Genomic DNA, 18,000 nt, shown 5'->3' with positions numbered 1-18,000 from the left:
GTGTCTGTCTGTGGAGCTGGTGTAAGACCTCAACGGAGAACTCCGGGCGGGCAGTCGGCGATGAAGCAGAAAACCCCACGGCGCGAGCCGTAGGAATCCCCCTCGTTCACGAGGGGGAGGAAGTCAAGAGCGTGCTTCCTCCTCGAAGGCTGACGGGGGCTGGGCGACTTGTGTCGACGGGTGGTTCGTGCCAGCCCGTGTCGACAGTGGTGAACTCTGCCAACGCCAGACAGTTTTGATATGACCCTGCCAACCGTCAATAGTTTCGACATTGATCCCGAAACATTCGATCAAGCCGATAATGTCCTCGGAGGTTGTTCGGGCTGGTCATAGCGGTGATCGATGGAGTGAATCGATGTGCTCGTCGCCACCCGCGATCGCGAGATCAAATTTCCCAGTTCGGCTCTTCGAATGTTTCGAAGAGATCTCCCCGTTACGCGCGAGAGGCGTGCATGGCCAGGAAGCAGCGTGGCCCGGTATCACACAAACGGCCCCGGATGAGGAGTCCGAGGCTGAGTGGAACGCCTCCCTGGGGGAGGAATCCCAGGTCAGCGACGACGTGAGCCTGCTCCCCGAGGCGGACCTGGCGATCGCCGAGGCCGCAGCCCGGCTCGTACCGCGCGCCCGTGCCACCTCCGAGAACATCGCTTCCGAAGCGGAGTCCGGGCCCGCCGACGCGGAGGAGCCCGACCTGTAACCAACATTAATGTTGCTAACTGTGATGTTAGTATCCGTGGCGTTAGGTGATACTGGGGAGGTGGCGGCATGGCAGATTTCGTGGGCAGGCGGCACGAGCTCGAGACGCTGGATCGCGAGCTGGGCAAGGTGACGGCCGGGGTCGGCGGGGAGCGGCCCGGGCGGTGCGTGATGCTTCGAGGGCGCCGCCGGGTGGGTAAGTCGCGGTTGGTGGAGCGGTTCGCCGAGAGGTCCGGTGCGCCGTTCCTCTTCTATGCCGCCACAGGGGCGTCGCCGGGGGCGGACCTGGAGCGGTTCAGCCAGGATGCGCAGTCGTCCAGCCTTCCGCTGGCGAATCTGCTGTCCGCGGCCCGCCCGGCGAGTTGGGATGCGGCCTTCGAGGTACTGGCGGCGGCACTTCCGCACGACCGGGCGAGCGTGGTGGTCATGGACGAGGTGCCCTATTTGATGGATGCGGAAGGCGCCTTCGAGGGCATGCTTCAGCGGGCCTGGGACCGAGTGCTGGAGAAGTCGCCGGTTCTGCTGGTTCTCATCGGTTCCGACCTGTCGATGATGGAGGCGCTGAACAGCTACGGACGCCCGTTCCATCAGCGTGGACGAGAGATGGTGCTGGGTCCGCTCAACCCGGCGGAGGTGGGCGAGATGCTCGGCCTCGATCCTGCCTCGGCCTTCGATGCGGCCTTGATCACCGGTGGACTGCCTCTGATCTGTGCGGAGTGGACGCACGGCGCCGGGATGTGGGAGTTCCTGCAGGCGGCGCTCAGCGATCCGGTCTCGGCTTTGCTGGTGTCGGCGGAGCGCTCGCTTGCTGCGGAGTTCCCCCAGCAGGTCCAGGCCCGCACCGTCCTCTCGGCGATCGGCAGCGGTGAGCGGACGTTCTCCAACATTGCCCGCGCCGCCGGCGGGATCGGGGCGACCCCGCTACAGCGGTCGCTGGGGATCCTTGCGGACAAGCGGGTGATCGCGGCGGAGCTTCCCGTGTCCACACGGCCTTCGAAGGATCGCCGCTACCGGGTCGCGGATCCCTACCTCCGCTTCTGGCTGAAGCTCCTGGGCCCGGCGATGGAGGAGATCGAGCGGGGCCGGGGTGACCTGACGCTGCAGCGCATCCGTGAGAACTGGACCAGCTGGCGTGGCAGGGCCATTGAACCTCTGGTGCGCGAGGCTCTGGCACGGCTACTTCCCGATGCGAACCTCCCGACTGCCCCCGCCATCGGCGGTTACTGGACCCGAACCAACGATGTGGAGATCGACATCGTGGGAGCGGACCGCGCGCCGATCGCCAAGGAGCTGTTGTTCGTCGGCTCGGTGAAGTGGCTGGAGAACTCCCCGTTCGACCGGCACGATCTCGCGGCGCTGCACCGGCACCGCGCCGCGCTCACACCTGCTCCCGTGCCTGTGATCGCCATCTCGCGCAGCGGGACCGACTGCGCGGGGCTCGACGCTGCGTACGGCCCGACGGAACTCCTCGCGGCGTGGTCCTCCTGAGGATGCCGGAATACGTGTTGGGGTCAGGTGTCCATCGCCTGTTGCCCCCACTTGGGCCGGCCCGCGAGCCCCCGGCCCACCGCGACGGTGACGTCCTCCCGCTCACGCAAACGGCCCCGAACAATGAGTCCGAGGCCGAGCAGGAGCCCTCCCTGGGGGATAACCCCAGGTCAGAGCGGTCATGCGTGGTGCCCCCGGCAGGATTCGAACCGGCCTGGGGAAAACACTCCACGTACGCCCCCTCCCCAGACGTCCTCCAGATTTACACGCCTCCAGCGGTCGGACCGGGTATCACCGCACATCCACCGCCACGACCGCCACCCCGGCGAACCTACGTGATCACAGCACTAGCGGCACGCGTGCGGCACGGCCTCGAACACGACGACGGGCCAGCCTGGGAGGAAATACCTCCTGAGCTGGCCCTTTTTGCTGTGCCCCCGGCAGGATTCGAACCTGCGACACCCGCTTTGGGAGTTTTCCCTGCGTAGGGCTGTGACCTGCGGAAACGCCGAGCGCAGTGTGTCCCGTCCGGGAAAACGCCCCTCAGTGCTTCTCAGCTGTTCACGGGGTTTCCCGTCGTGTGTGCCGAATGCGTTCCGCAAGGATGCCTTCCTGGCGAGGCGCCAATTGCTCATGCGTCGTGCTGGAGACGGTGCCTGGGCGGAGTCGGGTGGTTCGCCCTCGTAGGAGGGCGAGCCCGTACCCTTCGTAGTGTCTACAGCGTCACATAGCGGGCGCCAAACACTGGAGGCAATACCTCGTGCTGATTGCTCAGCGTCCGTCCCTGACCGAAGAGGTCGTCGACGAGTTCCGCTCCCGGTTCGTGATCGAGCCGCTGGAGCCGGGCTTCGGCTACACCCTCGGCAACTCCCTCCGCCGCACCCTCCTGTCCTCGATCCCGGGTGCGGCGGTCACGTCCATCCGCGTCGACGGCGTTCTGCACGAGTTCACCACCGTGCCGGGCGTCAAGGAGGACGTCACCGACCTGATCCTCAACATCAAGCAGCTGGTCGTCTCCTCGGAGCACGACGAGCCCGTCGTGATGTACCTGCGCAAGCAGGGCCCGGGGCTGGTCACCGCCGCCGACATCGCGCCCCCGGCCGGTGTCGAGGTGCACAACCCCGACCTCGTCCTCGCCACGCTCAACGGCAAGGGCAAGCTGGAGATGGAGCTGACCGTCGAGCGCGGTCGCGGCTACGTCTCCGCCGTGCAGAACAAGCAGGTCGGTCAGGAGATCGGCCGTATCCCGGTCGACTCCATCTACAGCCCCGTGCTGAAGGTCACGTACAAGGTCGAGGCGACCCGTGTCGAGCAGCGCACCGACTTCGACAAGCTGATCGTCGACGTCGAGACCAAGCAGGCGATGCGTCCGCGTGACGCCATGGCCTCCGCCGGTAAGACGCTGGTCGAGCTGTTCGGTCTCGCCCGCGAGCTGAACATCGACGCCGAGGGCATCGACATGGGTCCGTCCCCGACGGACGCCGCCCTCGCCGCCGATCTGGCGCTGCCGATCGAGGAGCTGGAGCTCACCGTTCGGTCGTACAACTGCCTCAAGCGTGAGGGCGTCCACTCGGTGGGTGAGCTGCTGGCGCGTTCCGAGGCCGACCTGCTCGACATTCGTAACTTCGGTGCGAAGTCGATCGACGAGGTCAAGGCGAAGCTGGCCGGCATGGGCCTGGGCCTCAAGGACAGCCCGCCCGGATTCGACCCGACCGCCGCTGCCTTCGACGCGGACGACAACGCGGACGCGGGTTTCGTGGAGACCGAGCAGTACTGAACGCTGTGCCGGCCCAAGCCCTCCGACCTGATCACGAGGGTGAAGACGGCCGCCATCGCTACCTTGTCCTGCCCCTTGTCCCCTCAGGTGCGGCCGAGAACGTCGCCTGACGTCCCCCGTTTGCCCCCCGGGGCACGAAACAGCCCCCTCGGAGATCAATCCGAGGGGGCTGTTCGATGCTCCGTGCCTGTTCAGACATGGTGCCCCCGGCAGGACTCCGCTTGAGGAGCATTCCCATCCCGGTCCGGCTCGTGACGGCTGCTGCTCGGCCATCCGCGCACGCAACGCTCACGCTCGGGCGGATGCGGTGACTGTCCCCGACCAAGCCCTGCGAGCCCCATGTTCATACTCCGGCTCGAAAGACATCGTGCCGTGCCGTCGCACGCGCCGCGGCCCACCATCGCCCCGGTGTGGTCCCTGTCGCCCGACAGATAGCATCAGGGCCAGGCATGGCTCCCAGCAGAGGCGACGATCATGGATCCGGCCGCGGAAACTCCGCCTACCGCGAGCACCAGCCTGCGCGAATTGCTGATGGCTCTGGGTGATTCGCTGGTGGAGTTGCAGGCGGCTCCCGCCGGATTGGACGTCGAGATCCGCGGCGTTGCCCTGCTCGATCCCGAGGACCCGCCGGCCACTCAGCCGGGCGAGCTGGTTCTCGTCATCGGTGCCCGTGGCCGAGCCGCTTATCCCGCGCTGCGGGCCGCCGGGCGCGACGGAGCCGCCGGCGTCGTGGTCAGACTGGATGGTCCGGGCCAGGCCGCGGCCCTCAGCGAGACCGCCGCCGAAGCCGGGGTCGCCCTGCTCTCGTTACGCGGCGAAGCACGCTGGGAACAGGTGAACGCCCTGGCCCGCGCCGCCCTCGACGACGCGCCGCCGGGCCACCCCGCAGGAGAGGCCGATGAGGGCGATCTGTTCTCGCTCGCCCAGACCATCGCCATCCTCACCAGCGGCATCGTCAGCATCGAGGACGCCGCCAACCGGGTGCTGGCGTACTCCCGCTCCACCGATTCCGACGAGATCGACGACCTGCGGCGGCGCTCCATCCTCGGCTGGCAGGGACCGGAGGCGTACCTGGCGAAGCTGCGCGAGTGGGGTGTGTTCCAGCACCTGCACTCCAGCGACGAGGTGATCAGTATCGACAGCCACCCCGAGCTGGGGATCCGCCGTCGGCTTGCGGTGGCCATCCGGTCAGGGGACCGGCAACTGGGGACCATCTGGGTGCAGGAGGGCTCGACACCGCTGTCCGAACGCTCGGGCCAGGCACTGCTGGGTGCCGCCCGGGTCGCCGCGCTCCACCTGGTGCGCCGCCGCCGGGAACTCTCGGAGGACCTGACGTTCACCCGGACCCTGCTGGCCGGACTTCTGGAGGGGAACACCGGGCCCCAGCCGCTGGCCACCCATCTGGGATTCGACGCGACTCGCCCGGCCGCCGTCCTGGGTTTCTCGTACGGAACCGCGGAGGTCGTCGCCGCACCGGAGCTGACCCATACCGAAGTCACCAACCTGGTGTCCGTGCACATAGCCGCCCGGCACCGCAGCGCGCTGGTCACGCAGGTCGATCCCCGGATCTACGTGCTCCTGCCCCAGTTGCCACGCAGCATCGACATAGACACGCTGCGCGGCTGGGGTAAGGAGATCACCGACGCCGCACGCCGACACCTGGGCCTGCCACTGCGCGGCTCGGTCGGTTGCGTGGTGTCCGGGCTCGGCGACGTCCCGGAGTCACGCCGGGAAGCCGACCGCATCCTCGACGCCATGCTGGGGGCCGACGTACCCACCGCGGTCGCCGCGCTGCCGGACATCCAGGCGGAAGTACTGGTCAGCGAAGTGCTGACGCTGCTCTCCGTCCATACCGAGATACGGGATCCACGGCTGACCGCCCTCGTCGCGCACGACAGCCGACACCAGGGCCGCCTGGCGGAGACCCTTCTGACCTACCTGAATTCCCTCGGTGACGTACGGGCTGCCGCCGCCCAGCTGCATGTGCACCCCAACACGCTGCGCTATCGCCTTCGCCGGGCCGAGGAGCTGACCGGTCTCGACCTGAGCCGTCCTGACCAGCGTCTGCTTGCCATGCTCCAGTTGCGGCTGCCGCCCGCCACCTGATCTCGCTTCGCTTCCGCATTGGCGGTTCGTACAGCCATCGGCGACGAATTCGTCGTGCTGCACAAACACACCGCCCCATGACTTTCCATACGCTTGCGCAAATCTACTTCCGCAAGTGATACGGACCGCCTCTCACGAGGAGGCGGAGCGCAGCGCGGACGTGCGGTGACGACCCCATCACCTGCACGGCATCCGGATACCGCGCCCCGCACCGTGAACGCTTTCGGAAATCTTCAGGGCCGTGGCCGTGGCCGTGCCTCTGCCCTACCGGCCTGCTCGTCCCCGCCGCCGATCCGGGAATCCGGTGATCTGTGAACCGGTGATCTGTGAACCGGTGATCTGTGAAGAAGTGCCCAGGCGAACACGGCAGCCAACTCCCCGCACGGCTCCCCAACCACTCAACGGATGGATGTCGACATGACTACGCGTCCCCCTGATGCTCTGGCCACTGCCACCCCACCCGCCGACGGTCAGCCCCCGGAGCAGGCAGGTCTGAAGGCCGGTCTCAAGAACCGCCATCTGTCCATGATCGCCATCGGTGGTGTGATCGGCGCCGGCCTCTTCGTGGGCTCCGCTTCCGGTATCGCCGCCGCCGGGCCCGGCATCCTGCTGTCGTATGCGCTGGTCGCGGCCCTGGTCGTCCTGGTGATGCGGATGCTCGGGGAGATGGCCGCGGCCAACCCGACCTCCGGCTCCTTCTCCGCCTACGCGGACCGGGCGCTGGGCCGCTGGGCCGGGTTTTCGATCGGCTGGCTGTACTGGTTCTTCTGGGTCGTCGTGCTCGCCGTCGAGGCGACCGCGGGTGCCGTGATCCTGGAAGGGTGGGTGCCGGCCGTACCGCAGTGGGCCTGGGCACTGATCGTGATGGTGGTCCTCACCGCCACGAACCTGGTGTCGGTCGGTTCCTTCGGCGAGTTCGAGTTCTGGTTCGCAGGCATCAAGGTCGTCGCCATCGCAGGCTTCATCGTCCTCGGCGGCCTGGCGATCTTCGGTGTGCTGCCCGGCTCCGACAACGCCGCGACGGGCTTCGGCAACCTCACCGAACACGGCGGTTTCCTGCCGAACGGGCCCGGAGCGATCCTCACCGGCATTCTGCTGGTCGTCTTCTCCTTCATGGGCAGCGAGATCGTCACCCTTGCCGCCGCTGAGTCCCCGGACGCGCGGCGGCAGGTCGCGAAGGCCACCAGGAGCGTGATCTGGCGGGTCGGCGTCTTCTATGTCGGCTCGATCCTCGTCGTGGTCTCCCTGCTGCCGTGGAACGACCCCGCGATCGAGAAGAAGGGGTCGTACGTCGCGGCCCTGGACTCGATCGGCATCCCGCACGCCGGCGAGATCATGAACTTCATCGTGCTGACCGCCGTGCTGTCCTGTCTCAACTCCGGCCTGTACACCGCCTCCCGTATGGCCTTCTCTCTCGGGCAGCGTGGCGACGCCCCGCGGTCCTTCGTACGGACGAACGCGGGAGGTGTCCCACAGCCCGCGATCCTGGCCTCCGTGGCCTTCGGCTTCGTGGCGGTCGGCTTCAACTACCTGTGGCCGGACACGGTGTTCCAGTTCCTGCTGAACTCCTCGGGCGCGGTCGCGCTCTTCGTATGGCTGGTCATCGCCTTCTCGCAACTGCGGATGCGGGGGATCATCCTGCGCGAGGATCCGGAAAAGCTCATTGTCCGGATGTGGCTGTTCCCGTATCTGACATGGGCGACGATCGCGATGATCTCGTTCGTGCTCGTCTACATGCTCACCGACGACAAGGAGGGCGGAGGACGGAGCCAGGTGCTGCTCTCCTTGCTCGTGGCCGCTCTGGTGATCGCGGTCTCGCTGGTCCGGGAGCGAACACGCCCGAAGAGCACTGAGGACGTGGCCGCCCCGAAGTAGCCGCCGCGGACTGCCACAAGGCGTTCACGGCTCCCCGCCGTCCTCGGCGGGGAGCCGTCACCGTTCCAGGAGTGGACGCGCGGGCGCCGGTGAGCGGCCGAACGCTTCCAGGTCCTGCCCACCACGTCCCAGCGGCGGGCCGGCCGCAACCGCGAGCTCAGCGAAGCGGGATCACCAACCACTTCTCCCGCCCGCACACACCACAGGCCGCACCGCACACCGATCCGTACCGAGCGGTGGATCCTCAAGGTCTCGTGCCGAAGCCGGGCCAGTTCGGTCTTCACGGCCGTCCCGCGCCGGCTCCCCACTCTCTGCGCGCACCGCTTGTGCGCTGCTAGCGCAGGGGCCCTCCCATCCGACGGACGGAAGGGCCTCTGAACAGGTGTTCTCTGCGCTCGGCTCGCCATCCGGACATGGGGCGGCGAGCCACGTCAGGGCGCGTTCTGTCCGGCCGTACGCCGGTGAAGCCGCGGTCCGATATCGCGATGAACTCGGCCAGGGAATGTACCGGCCAGAATGGACCTGGATCGCCGAGGACGGCGACCGGGTGGTGGCCCGGGCCCCGTCGGCCCCAGGGCCGCCGTGTCACGACCCGCACGCCGGCTGCGGTGACGCACCGGGGTTTCAGCGCCCAACGGACGGCGTGCACGCGCTCATGCTTGGACTCCCCTGAGGCGAGTGGATCCAACGATGAGCCGTTCAACCACGCCGCCGTCAAAGAGCGCGCCGCCGACGGCTCGAATGACAAGCTCATCCCTTGAGGAACTCGGTGATCTGCGGGGCGATCTTCTTCGGTGCCATGACGACAGCGCCATGGTTGAGGCCGGGCAGGGTGCGGTGGTCGGCCTGCGGCAGGATCCCGGTGACGGCGCGGGCGGCGCGCTGGAAGGCGGTCGGGCTCTTGCCGCCGGTCAGCACCCGGGTAGGCACGCTCGCGCCCTTCCACTCCTCGGCGTCGAGCGGTTTGCCCTGCTGGGTGTCGCCCATGACCGCGATGTCGTAGGGCAGGGTGCGGGCCAGCCTGGTGAGGTTCGCCCACATCTTCGGCATGAGCTTCATGAAGAACACGGCGATACCGGGCATGCCCTGCACTCTGGTCATGAAGTACTTGACCGCGTCGCTGTCGCGTCCCTGCGCGAGCAGCGCGGTGATCTGCTGGCTGAAGTCCCTGGGCGGTCCGTGGTCGCCGTCGCTGACGACGAACGGCGGCTCGTACAGGGCCAGGCGGTCGATGTTCAGTCCGGCGGCGGCCGCGCGCAGGGCGAGCACCGCTCCGGAGGAGGGGCCGAACAGCGACGCCGAGCCGCCGGCGTGTTCAATCAGGGCGGCGATGTCCTCGATCTCGCGCTCGACGGCGTAGGCGTCGGCGTCACCGCTGGCGCCCCGGCCGCGCCGGTCGTAGTTGATCACTGTGAAGTGCTCGGCGAGGAGGGCGGCGAGTTTGGTGGTGTCGGAGCGGTCGGCAAGGGCGGAGGCCACCAGGACGACGGCTGGCCCGCTGCCCGACTGCTCGAAAGCAATTTTGGTGCCGTCAGCGGAGACGACGAGTGCGTCGGCCTGGGATGCATGCTCTCGGGCTGCTGACATGTCTTTCTCTCCGGTTCACATAGGGGTGTCACTGCTGTGGCGTGAGCTGCTGCCGTTGAGACCCCCGTGGGGTTGAAAACTCATCGGAGCCCCAGCGGCCAGGACGCGCAACAACGGAACACGCCTTGATGACGACAAATGAAGTTGAACTCGAGCTCGGGGGAAGTCGGGTGGTGGCGCGTCGGGGGGGCCGGCCATGGTGTCGGTGACGAACTTCGCCGGTAACACCCGAGAGCCGACCGCCTTTGGGATCGGCGATGCGCTCGCGCAGCCGGTCCATCTCGGGCTTGAGCGCCAGGGCGGCGTGGGCCCGCCAACAGGAGATGCTCGGCGGACTCCTTGATCACCATCACGGCCGACACGTACACGAGCCTGCTTCCCGAGGCGGATCTGGCGATCGCCGAGGCCGCGGCCCGGCTGGTACCGCGCGCCCGCGCGACCTTCGAGAAGCCTCCTTCCGCAGCGGCGACCGAGCCGGACAAGACGGAGAAGTCCGTGCCGGATGATGCTGATCCGTCGGGCGTCATTCAGGAGATCAACTCCCAGTCCGCTCACGCACCGCTCACGCAAACGGCCCCGGACGAGGAGTCCGAGGCCGAATAGAGCGCTGCTCTGGGGAAGAAACCCCAGGTCAGAGCGGTAACGCGTTGTGCCCCCGGCCGGATTCGAACCTGCGACACCCGCGGCAGGAGTTTTCCTTGGATGAGGCCGTGACCTGCGTAAACGTAGCCTCCAGTGCGCCTGATCTGCGAAATCACTCCTCCACGGTTCTCGCACATTCTCAGCCATTCCCGGCCTCATGTGTCGAATCCGTTCCGGTCGGCCACTTGGTTGGGGGCGGTACCTGTTGACGAGGACGACCAGGCGCACGCCGTAAGAACTGCCGCTGTCGCTCGGCGGCCGGGCTGACGGATGCCCCACTCTCGTCCCAAAGCTGTGGGCGGGCAGGCGGAAACCCGTAGCCTGGGACCAGCAGCAGTACGCAGCCCGATGCACGCGGAGGGGATGACGATGACCACAGCTCCGAGCGGTGTGCCTCACCCGCCGCGCCCGTCGTCGCATCCGCTGCGGACCATCCGTGACATCCGGGAGTCCCTGCCTGAGGACCAGCGTCGGCACTTCGACGCGGAGCTCGCCGACACGGAGATCGAGGCTCTGCCCGAGATGCTGCACCGCTGGGTGACGCTGAGCAACGACGGCTTCGAGGAATTCCTGCTCTCCCGGCCCTTCGAGGGGCTGGAGTTCGGCGCCCGCTCCTAGTGGCCGAGATCGAGGCAGGCGTTGCCGCCGCCCCGGATCCCGTAATGCAAGCCCGCTACGCACAAGCCCTCGCTGCGGTACGGCACGAATTCCGTGACCGCATCGCACTGATCGGCGAACCGGAAGCCGCCGCCTACCTCACCATCCACAGGACGCTCAAGCTTGCCGGCACCAGCATCGACCCACCGGACGCCCTGATCGCCGCCACCGCCCTGGCCAACGGCTGGACGGTGGCCACACGCAACATCAAGCACATGGCCCGAACGGGGGCTCTGGTGGTCAATCCGCGGGAGCAGCAACTGTAGGTGGCCGCGGCGTCGGTGCCGTATGTGTGCTGCCACCGCAGGAGCCCTCCCGCCCGCTGGACGGAAGGGCTCCTGACCTGGTGCTTTGCTGTGCCCCCGGCAGGATTCGAACCTGCGACACCCGCTTTAGGAGTTTTCTCTGGGCGGGGCTGTGACCTGTGGAAACGTCTGCTGATAGCTGTCTGGCCTGGGAAAACTCTCCTCGGTAATTCTCACGTCTTTGCGAGGCTTCCCGTCCTCATGTGTGCCGAATCCGTTCTGGGTCGGCCGGAGGTAGCGACCTTTTCGGGCGGGTTGAGAGGGCAGCGCAGCCTGGGGCGGTGCAGCTCCAATGTCCGTGGCGGATTGCGTTATGTACTTGGATGTATATACCGTTGATTGCATGACGGAGCGGTGGGAGATCGAGATCGAACCCGAGGTACGGGATTTGGCTGGAACTGCTTCCGTTCCGCCTCTACCGGCGGGTCGAGGACAAGACGGACCGACTGCTGGACGAGCCGACGACCCTCGGCGAGCCGTACTCACGGCACCTGGGTGGCAAGCTACGTGAGCTCCGCTTCGAGTTGGACGGCGAAGCCGTACGCATCCCGTACTGGCTCGCGCCAGGACAACGGATCGTGCTGCTGACAGTCTTCCGTAAGACGAGGATGCGTGAAGCGGCGGAAGTCGAGCGTGCGCACCAGGCCCAGAAAGTCTGCGAGGCCGAGCATGGCCATGCCCAGCACACGTACGAGCGGCGCAAGGAGAGTTGATGAATCACAGCACGTGGAGGACGCGCCGGGCTCGGCAGCTTGCGGGTGAGGCGGTGGAGTACGACCAGGAGTACGTCGACGCGCGACTGGCCGGCGATCTCGGGCAGGCGGTCTATAACCGCCGGATCGAGCTCGGCCTGTCCCAGGCGGAACTGGCAGAGCGGGCCGGGATGACTCAGCCTCAGGTCTCCCGGATGGAGGGCGGCGACACCGTGCCGACTCTCCCGCTGCTGCGGCGCTTGGCCAAGGCCCTGGAGGGCACGCTGAACCTGACCATCGACGAAGGCGACTCGCATGTCACCTTCACCCCGCACGCCGCTTGAGCCGCTGGCAGGCGGGCCATCGGCCATGAATCCCCAAGGGCACCTACGAGAGTCCGTAGGTGCCCTTCTTCTGTGCCCCGGCAGGATTCGAACCTGCGGACACCCGCTTTAGGAATTCGATCACTGGTCGGCGTTGTGAGAGAGCCGCAAGGCCACACCGGCCATCCCGGACCGTGCAAGGACGCTGGCGTCCGGCGCCGTTGATGTCACTCATGGATGTCAGTTTTGGAGTGGGCGCACAGGCCTTGTCCCGTCTCGGGGGCCCTGTCGCGTGCCCTCTCAAGTCGACCTGTCAGCTCCTGCGCCCGACAGCCTTCGCCTTGCTGTGGGCCCAGCCCGCGACAACCGCGCCGATGGCGACGGCGACAACGTAGGCGGTGATGCTGACCGCGAATCCGCCCGGCAGCCAGCCGAGTAGGCCGGCGTTGCTGTGATCGACGAGCTGGCGGATCGCTCCCTGTCCTCCAAGGACGAGGAGAGCCACACCGAGGATCTGTAATGCGTCGTACTTCATGTGATGCCCTCCGGAGCTCAAGACGTCGCTGCCCTGGCAGAAGCATCGCGAAGGGCGGTGGTGAACCAGGTGTAAACGGGAGCGAGTGTTGGTGATGCAGGCCATCCGTTGATCGTCGCCAGGAGCTGCCAGTAGCGCTCGGCTTGTGGGTCGGCGGTTGTCTGCAGGCGGGCGAGGAGCCAGCGGCGAAGATTACCGTTGCCAGCACTCTCGAAGGCGTGGCCGTAGAGGCCGCCCAGCGAGTCGGCAAGGGGTGCGGCTTTGGCGGAGGCCGGAAGGATGCCGGCGGATACGGCTTCGTCGATTCGTTCACACGTCGCTTGGTTGAGACCGGCATGCAGACCGCTGACGCCCTGTTGGGAAGGCTCTTCTGCTTGGTGCTCGGCTATGCGGCGGACTGCGGTACGGAAGTCCGCGTTCTGGCAGAGTTCTGCGAGTTCCACCCAGGCCCCGACTTGTTCGGGCGTGGGATCGTCGGGGAGCTCGGGCAGGGCGGATCGCATCAGGGCCACGAACTCGGGGTTGGCGTCACAACCCTTGAACGCGTCGTCGATGAAGTCGGCCACCAGGCGGCGTTGTTCGGTCTGGGTGAGCGTGGCGAGTCGGTGCATGAGGTCCATCTCCATGGTGGTGGGGCAGCCTCTGGCGACTGCTCGTAGGACTGCCCGGCGCAGGCGGAGGGCCTGGATCTGTATGTCCAGGGCGTCGGCGTGTGCTTCGGCGACTTCCGGTATGGACGCCTCCCGGTCGAGCACCTTGCGCACGGTTGCCAGGTCGAGCCCGAGATCGCGCAGCGCGCGGGCCAGGCTCAGGCGTGCGAGTGCGTCGAGGCCGTATAGCCGGTAGCCCGCTGGGCTACGGTCGGTTGGCGGGACGATGCCCTGGTCGGAGTAGTACCGGATGGTCTTCACCGTCAGACCGGTCCGGCGGGATAGTTCTCCGATGGAATAGAGCGTGTCGCTGTCCATGCTCCCAGCTTGCTGTCTCCCCCCACGGGAGACTCAATCTCTGACCCGGTCCTTCTTCGTGGAGCGGGTGACGAGAATCGAACTCGCGCTCTCAGCTTGGGAAGCTTGGGGTTCTTGGGGGCAGTTGCTGGGCTGACCTGCGGCGGGGCGGTGTCGGGGCGCTGGTCGCACCTGGGACCAATCCCCGCTGTTCCCCGTGGTTCCCCGCAGGATCTGGCACGCGAATGGCACGACCCGTTCGCTCCAGACAACCTTGGGCGGAAGCTCGGTCTTGGGGCTGAGCCTCAGCCGACGGCAGTCAGCCACGACGGCGGGTGCGTCGACCGATCAGGCGCGCGTGTGTCTCGCTGCACCCCCGCTGGCCTCAGCCACGCTATCCAAGGTTTTCGTCGACCAGAGCAACCCGCGACGGCCGACCCGTGACGATCCCGCCGCCTTCTGATAGGTAGCTCTATGTGGATCGGTCGCTGAGGGGGGGCATTCCGGTTCGTCGGAAGTGCCTGAGGAGCGCTGAAGGTTGGGGGCGGTTGTTGGGGTTGCTGTATCGGGTTGCTGTACGGTCGCGGCAGCTTCACGGGCATACGCGAGGTTGTTACGGCTGGCCAGGGTGGAAGGGTGGGTGTCGCCCAGGCATCACCCACAACCCGGACACTCACGGAACTTGATCAAGCCCTGACCCATACGTCGGACGTGGACCACTGCCGTTCTTCCACCCCGCTGATCGCATACGGCGTTCTGTCCCGTCCGACCTGACCGCGAATGGACCTGAGCGACGGCTCCGGGTGACGAGCTTGTGCACCTTCCACTTCGTGCCCGTGGCCGCCGTGTCCAGGTCGTCCAGGAGGGCGAGGCCGACGTACGGCGACCGCTCGGGCTCGGCCACCGCTGGCTCCTCCTGACGACCGTCGGCGCGAACTGGGCGGCGTTCGAGGCGACGATCTCGCCCGTCTTGTCGATGTACTCCTCCACGGTGTGCATGCCGCGGAGCTGCATCACGCTGCGGGTGACCTCGCGCTCCCAGGACCCGTCGCCGAGATGGGCGCCGCCGGTGCTGATGGCCGGCTCGTAGGACAGCAGGTCGGGCAGCGCCTTGACGAACCACGGCTCCAGGTCGGGGAGCGCGGCCGATACGCTGCGGGCGTCACGGCCGAGCTGCACTGCCACGACCTCCGTCACACGGGCAATACGCTGGCCTCCACGGCCGGGGCCAGCACTCGTGAGCTGATGACGCGGATGGGGCACAGTAGCTCCCGCGCGGCGCTGATCTACCAGCACATAACCAGCGACCGTGACCGGGCCATCGCCGATCGGCTCGGGGCCATGATCCGCGAGGGCGGGGGAGAGGTCCCCGGCTAGGGGATGTGGACTCCGCGTGGACTCTAGTGGCACGTGTGTGGCACGGCCTCGAACACGACGAAGGGCCAGCCTGGGAGGAAACCCTCCTGAGCTGGCCCTTCTGCGTGTGCCCCCGGCAGGATTCGAACCTGCGACACCCGCTTTAGGAGAGCGGTGCTCTATCCCCTGAGCTACGAAGGCGAGGCGGGGACCTGTCGGAGTGTGTCCGGCTTTGTGCCCGGGTGGGTGGAGCCATGTGGTCACGGTTCTGACAGGGGTGTGGTGGCCCGGCCGACGTACAGCTGTGCCACCGCCCACAGTGTAGCGGTTGGCGCTCCGGTGGTCGGTGAGTCGGGCGGGTCGGGGTCGGGTGGCGGGTCATGGTTGGGTGGTGGCCTGGGTGGGATTCGTCCCCGCCGTGCCCCACGTGGTGGCCGTCGAGGGGTGCGTCACGTCAACGCGTCCGAGGGGCGGGCCCGTTGCTCAGCCCGGCCACCGGGCCCGGTCCCTGCCGCCACTCAGTGCGCCAGGCGGGTTTCCAGGCCGTCCAGGACGCGTTGCAGGCCGTACTCGAAGTTCTCCTCGCGCATCGTGGCGGGGTCCTTGCCGCGTTGTCCGGCGTAGTCCTCGCGCACGTGCGGGTAGTCCTGCGCGGCTTGTTCGGCGGCGGGGTACATGCTTTCCACCCATTCCTGTTCCGTCTTGCCGCTGCGGGCGAGTGCGGTCAGCCAGGCGGCCTCCGTGGTGGCCGTGCCGGTGACGTACGCGACGACCGTCGAACCGGCGGGGCCGGCCTCCGCGGGCGGGAAGCCTGCTCGGATGAACAGCGTGAGCAGGGCCTCGGAGAGCCGCATCGAGTTGGGGCCCAGGTGTGACATGCCCATTTCGCCGAACACCGAGGCGATCCAGGAGTGCCCCAGGATCGTACGGCGCAGGCTGTGGGCGCAGTGTGCGGTGTCGGTGCGCCAGTTCGCCGGGTCGTCGGAGTGCGGTAGTTCGACCTCGCCGTAGATCTCGTCCACGGCCAGCTCGATCAGTTCGTCCTTGTTGGCCACGTGCCGGTAGAGCGAGGTGGCGCCGGCGCCGAGGCGTGTGCCCAGCTTGCGCATGCTCAGTGCGTCGATGCCGTCGGTGTCGAGCAGCCGCAGCGCCTCGGACACGATCTGCTCCCTGCTCAGCACGGGCTGTTCGCGGCTGCTCCGTGGGCGTGTCCACACCGACTGGATCACCTTCTCCTGGGCTGCCATGGGCTTCCTCCTCCGCGTACGGCGACCTCTGTCTGTGAGCAGTGTACGCCTGCGCCGGTCGCCGTACGCTCTTGCGTACACTGTTCGCATCGAGGTACGGTGTTTCTCGTCGCGAACGGCGTTTGCAAGCCGCTCCGTCTCGCCTTTACCTGCCGGTCTCAGCCGTCGGGTCCGTTACGTCCCTGGAAGGTCTGACATGGATCGTCACCCGCGTCGCTGGCTCATCCTGATCGTGTTGTGCCTCAGCACCCTCGTGCTGGTCATCGACAACATGGTTCTCACCGTGGCGATCCCGACGATCGCCGAGGATCTGAAGGCGAGCGCCCAGGACCTCCAGTGGATCCTCGACTCGTACATGCTGGTCTTCGCCGGGTTACTGCTGACCGCCGGCAGCCTCTCCGACAAGTTCGGCCGCCGGAGAGTGATGATCATCGGGCTGGCCCTGTTCGGCGCGGCCTCGGTGGTGGCGATGGAGGCCACCACGCCCGAGGCACTGATTCTGGGGCGGGTGCTGATGGGTGTCGGCGGTGCGCTGGTCATGCCGAGCACGTTGTCGATCCTCATCACCGTCTTCGATGACGACGAGCGGCCCAAGGCCATTGCCGCCTGGGGTGCGGTCGCCATGGTGGGTCTCGTCGGCGGCCCGGTCCTCGGTGGCGCGCTGCTCGCGCACTTCTGGTGGGGCGTCGTCTTCCTGATCAACATCCCGATCGCGGCCCTGGCCATCGTCGCCGCGCTGGTCCTGATGCCCGAGTCCAAGGGCCCGTGGCGCAAGGCCGACCCGCTGGGCATGGTCCTCTCCATGGTCGGTATGACCGCTCTGATCTGGACCATCATCGAGCTCCCCAACGGCGGCCTGGACCACCTCGGCACGCAGATCTCGCTCGCCGTCACCGTCGTCAGCCTGATCGCCTTCGCCGTCTGGGAGAGCCGCTGCTCCTCGCCGATGGTCCCCGTGTCGCTGTTCCGCAACCGTGTCTTCACCGGCGCCAGCTTCTCGCTCGTCCTGCTGACCCTCGCCAACGGCGGTCTGATGCTGGTGCTGACCCAGTACCTGCAGTTCGTCCTCGGCTACAGCGCCACCGAGACCGGTCTGGCCTTCACCCCGCTGGCCGTCGCCACCCTCGCGTTCAACAGCGTCGGCGCCGCCCTGCTCCCGAAGACCGGCAACCGGGCCATGGCGGTCGTGGGTCTGCTGGTCATCGCCTCCGGGTTCGGGCTGCTGTCGCAGATGACCACCGAGAGCGGCTGGGGCGTCCTGGCCGGGGCGATGTGCCTGATGGGTGCCGGTGGCGGTCTGGCCATGCCGGCGGCGATGGCGGCCATGATGGGTGCGATCCCGGACGAGCACGCCGGTGTCGGCTCCGCGCTCAACGACACCATCCAGCAGGCCGGTGCCGCGCTCGGTGTCGCGGTCCTCGGCGCGGTCCTCTCCGGCACCTTCACGGGCAGCATGCCGTCCGACGCCCCGGAGGCGGCCCGTACCTCCATCGGTGACGCGCTCGCCGTGGCCGGCTCCACCGGTGACAAGTCGCTGGTCGCCTCCGCCCACGAGGCCTTCACCAGCGCGATGTCGGCGAGCTTCCTGGCCGCCGCCGGCGGTGTCGTCGCCGCCGCGGTCCTCGCGGTCTTCCTGATGCGGGACGGCAAGGGGACCGAGTCGAACGCCCAGGGTGCCGAGGACGCCGAAGCGGGTGAGGTCACGAACCAGTTCGCGGACGCCGCCCACTGAACCACCCACCACCCACGCGCCAGGCACCACCCATC

General features: G+C 67.5%; 15 protein-coding genes, 1 tRNA gene and 2 pseudogenes. 13 read left to right on the top strand and 5 right to left on the bottom strand.

What is annotated here, in order from left to right:
- The first annotated feature begins 559 nt into the window (after positions 1-559).
- The 5 genes from FNH04_RS21865 to FNH04_RS21845 all read left to right on the top strand — a co-directional run bounded on the left by FNH04_RS21865 (position 560) and on the right by FNH04_RS21845 (position 7,942).
- Positions 560-697: a hypothetical protein gene (locus FNH04_RS21865; protein WP_228031552.1), complete on the top strand. Its 138-nt coding sequence runs from the start codon at positions 560-562 to the stop codon at positions 695-697.
- Positions 698-765: 68 nt separating this feature from the next.
- On the top strand, positions 766-2,184 hold the full coding sequence (locus FNH04_RS21860; protein ID WP_152786795.1) for an ATP-binding protein: 1,419 nt from the start codon (positions 766-768) through the stop codon (positions 2,182-2,184).
- A gap of 760 nt (positions 2,185-2,944) precedes the next feature.
- On the top strand, positions 2,945-3,961 hold the full coding sequence (locus FNH04_RS21855) for a DNA-directed RNA polymerase subunit alpha (RefSeq protein WP_322723494.1): 1,017 nt from the start codon (positions 2,945-2,947) through the stop codon (positions 3,959-3,961).
- 531 nt (positions 3,962-4,492) lie between these two features.
- Positions 4,493-6,067, top strand: a complete 1,575-nt coding sequence (locus FNH04_RS21850) for a helix-turn-helix domain-containing protein (protein ID WP_152786793.1) — start codon at positions 4,493-4,495, stop codon at positions 6,065-6,067.
- A 417-nt stretch (positions 6,068-6,484) separates the two neighbouring features.
- Positions 6,485-7,942, top strand: a complete 1,458-nt coding sequence (locus FNH04_RS21845; RefSeq protein WP_152786791.1) for an amino acid permease — start codon at positions 6,485-6,487, stop codon at positions 7,940-7,942.
- A gap of 750 nt (positions 7,943-8,692) precedes the next feature.
- On the opposite strand, the gene FNH04_RS21835 is transcribed toward FNH04_RS21845, so the two are convergent.
- Positions 8,693-9,529, bottom strand: a complete 837-nt coding sequence (locus FNH04_RS21835) for an alpha/beta fold hydrolase (RefSeq protein WP_152786787.1) — start codon at positions 9,527-9,529, stop codon at positions 8,693-8,695.
- Positions 9,530-9,868: 339 nt separating this feature from the next.
- On the opposite strand from FNH04_RS21835, the gene FNH04_RS21830 reads away from it, so the two are divergent.
- The 5 genes and pseudogenes from FNH04_RS21830 (at position 9,869) to FNH04_RS21810 (ending at position 12,169) form a co-directional block, all read left to right on the top strand.
- Entirely contained in the window at positions 9,869-10,132 is a 264-nt protein-coding gene (locus FNH04_RS21830) for a hypothetical protein (RefSeq protein WP_386576238.1), read from the top strand.
- 408 nt (positions 10,133-10,540) lie between these two features.
- Positions 10,541-10,789 carry a hypothetical protein gene (locus FNH04_RS21825; protein WP_152786785.1) on the top strand — a complete coding sequence of 83 codons (249 nt, stop codon included), beginning with the start codon at positions 10,541-10,543 and terminating at the stop codon, positions 10,787-10,789.
- A complete protein-coding gene (locus tag FNH04_RS21820; protein WP_228031551.1) occupies positions 10,789-11,094 on the top strand; it encodes a PIN domain-containing protein in 306 nt (101 codons plus the stop codon). The genes FNH04_RS21825 and FNH04_RS21820 overlap by 1 nt, the downstream gene beginning before the upstream one ends.
- 382 nt (positions 11,095-11,476) lie before the next feature.
- A pseudogene (locus FNH04_RS21815) lies at positions 11,477-11,846 on the top strand (type II toxin-antitoxin system RelE/ParE family toxin).
- Positions 11,846-12,169, top strand: a complete 324-nt coding sequence (locus FNH04_RS21810; RefSeq protein WP_009337797.1) for a helix-turn-helix domain-containing protein — start codon at positions 11,846-11,848, stop codon at positions 12,167-12,169. The pseudogene FNH04_RS21815 and the gene FNH04_RS21810 overlap by 1 nt, the downstream one beginning before the upstream one ends.
- Positions 12,170-12,461: 292 nt before the next feature.
- Here FNH04_RS21810 and FNH04_RS21805 read toward each other — a convergent pair whose 3' ends face one another.
- A complete protein-coding gene (locus tag FNH04_RS21805; protein WP_152786783.1) occupies positions 12,462-12,683 on the bottom strand; it encodes a hypothetical protein in 222 nt (73 codons plus the stop codon).
- A 17-nt stretch (positions 12,684-12,700) separates the two neighbouring features.
- The gene (locus FNH04_RS21800; protein WP_152786782.1) at positions 12,701-13,651 is read right to left on the bottom strand and encodes a MerR family transcriptional regulator; all 951 of its coding nucleotides are present in this window, start codon (positions 13,649-13,651) and stop codon (positions 12,701-12,703) included.
- A gap of 793 nt (positions 13,652-14,444) precedes the next feature.
- Between FNH04_RS21800 and FNH04_RS21795 the strand changes: the two genes are divergently transcribed.
- Together FNH04_RS21795 and FNH04_RS21790 are read left to right on the top strand one after the other, a co-directional pair.
- On the top strand, positions 14,445-14,720 hold the full coding sequence (locus tag FNH04_RS21795) for a hypothetical protein (RefSeq protein ID WP_152786781.1): 276 nt from the start codon (positions 14,445-14,447) through the stop codon (positions 14,718-14,720).
- A pseudogene (locus FNH04_RS21790) lies at positions 14,693-15,007 on the top strand (tyrosine-type recombinase/integrase); the annotation flags it as partial. The gene FNH04_RS21795 and the pseudogene FNH04_RS21790, both read left to right, overlap by 28 nt.
- Before the next feature lie 107 nt (positions 15,008-15,114).
- Here the strand turns inward: FNH04_RS21790 and FNH04_RS21785 are convergent.
- Positions 15,115-15,187, bottom strand: a tRNA-Arg gene (locus tag FNH04_RS21785).
- 317 nt (positions 15,188-15,504) lie between these two features.
- The gene (locus FNH04_RS21780; RefSeq protein WP_152786779.1) at positions 15,505-16,233 is read right to left on the bottom strand and encodes a TetR/AcrR family transcriptional regulator; all 729 of its coding nucleotides are present in this window, start codon (positions 16,231-16,233) and stop codon (positions 15,505-15,507) included.
- 196 nt (positions 16,234-16,429) lie between these two features.
- On the opposite strand from FNH04_RS21780, the gene FNH04_RS21775 reads away from it, so the two are divergent.
- A complete protein-coding gene (locus tag FNH04_RS21775; protein WP_152786778.1) occupies positions 16,430-17,965 on the top strand; it encodes an MFS transporter in 1,536 nt (511 codons plus the stop codon).
- Positions 17,966-18,000: the final 35 nt, after the last annotated feature.

Source organism: Streptomyces phyllanthi, assembly GCF_009377205.1.
Classification (GTDB): Bacteria; Actinomycetota; Actinomycetes; order Streptomycetales; family Streptomycetaceae; genus Streptomyces; species Streptomyces phyllanthi.
The sequence above is the reverse complement of the archived record's forward strand: the minus strand, read 5'-3'. Positions and strand labels throughout refer to the sequence as shown.

What these genes read in the sequence shown, in the direction of transcription:
- FNH04_RS21775 (WP_152786778.1), top strand. Translation starts at nt 16,430, where the DNA reads ATGGATCGTCACCCGCGTCGCTGGCTCATCCTGATCGTGTTGTGCCTC.
- FNH04_RS21780 (WP_152786779.1), bottom strand. Translation starts at nt 16,233, where the DNA reads ATGGCAGCCCAGGAGAAGGTGATCCAGTCGGTGTGGACACGCCCACGG.
- FNH04_RS21825 (WP_152786785.1), top strand. Translation starts at nt 10,541, where the DNA reads ATGACCACAGCTCCGAGCGGTGTGCCTCACCCGCCGCGCCCGTCGTCG.
- FNH04_RS21800 (WP_152786782.1), bottom strand. Translation starts at nt 13,651, where the DNA reads ATGGACAGCGACACGCTCTATTCCATCGGAGAACTATCCCGCCGGACC.
- FNH04_RS21860 (WP_152786795.1), top strand. Translation starts at nt 766, where the DNA reads ATGGCAGATTTCGTGGGCAGGCGGCACGAGCTCGAGACGCTGGATCGC.
- FNH04_RS21850 (WP_152786793.1), top strand. Translation starts at nt 4,493, where the DNA reads ATGGCTCTGGGTGATTCGCTGGTGGAGTTGCAGGCGGCTCCCGCCGGA.
- FNH04_RS21835 (WP_152786787.1), bottom strand. Translation starts at nt 9,529, where the DNA reads ATGTCAGCAGCCCGAGAGCATGCATCCCAGGCCGACGCACTCGTCGTC.
- FNH04_RS21810 (WP_009337797.1), top strand. Translation starts at nt 11,846, where the DNA reads ATGAATCACAGCACGTGGAGGACGCGCCGGGCTCGGCAGCTTGCGGGT.
- FNH04_RS21845 (WP_152786791.1), top strand. Translation starts at nt 6,485, where the DNA reads ATGACTACGCGTCCCCCTGATGCTCTGGCCACTGCCACCCCACCCGCC.
- FNH04_RS21805 (WP_152786783.1), bottom strand. Translation starts at nt 12,683, where the DNA reads ATGAAGTACGACGCATTACAGATCCTCGGTGTGGCTCTCCTCGTCCTT.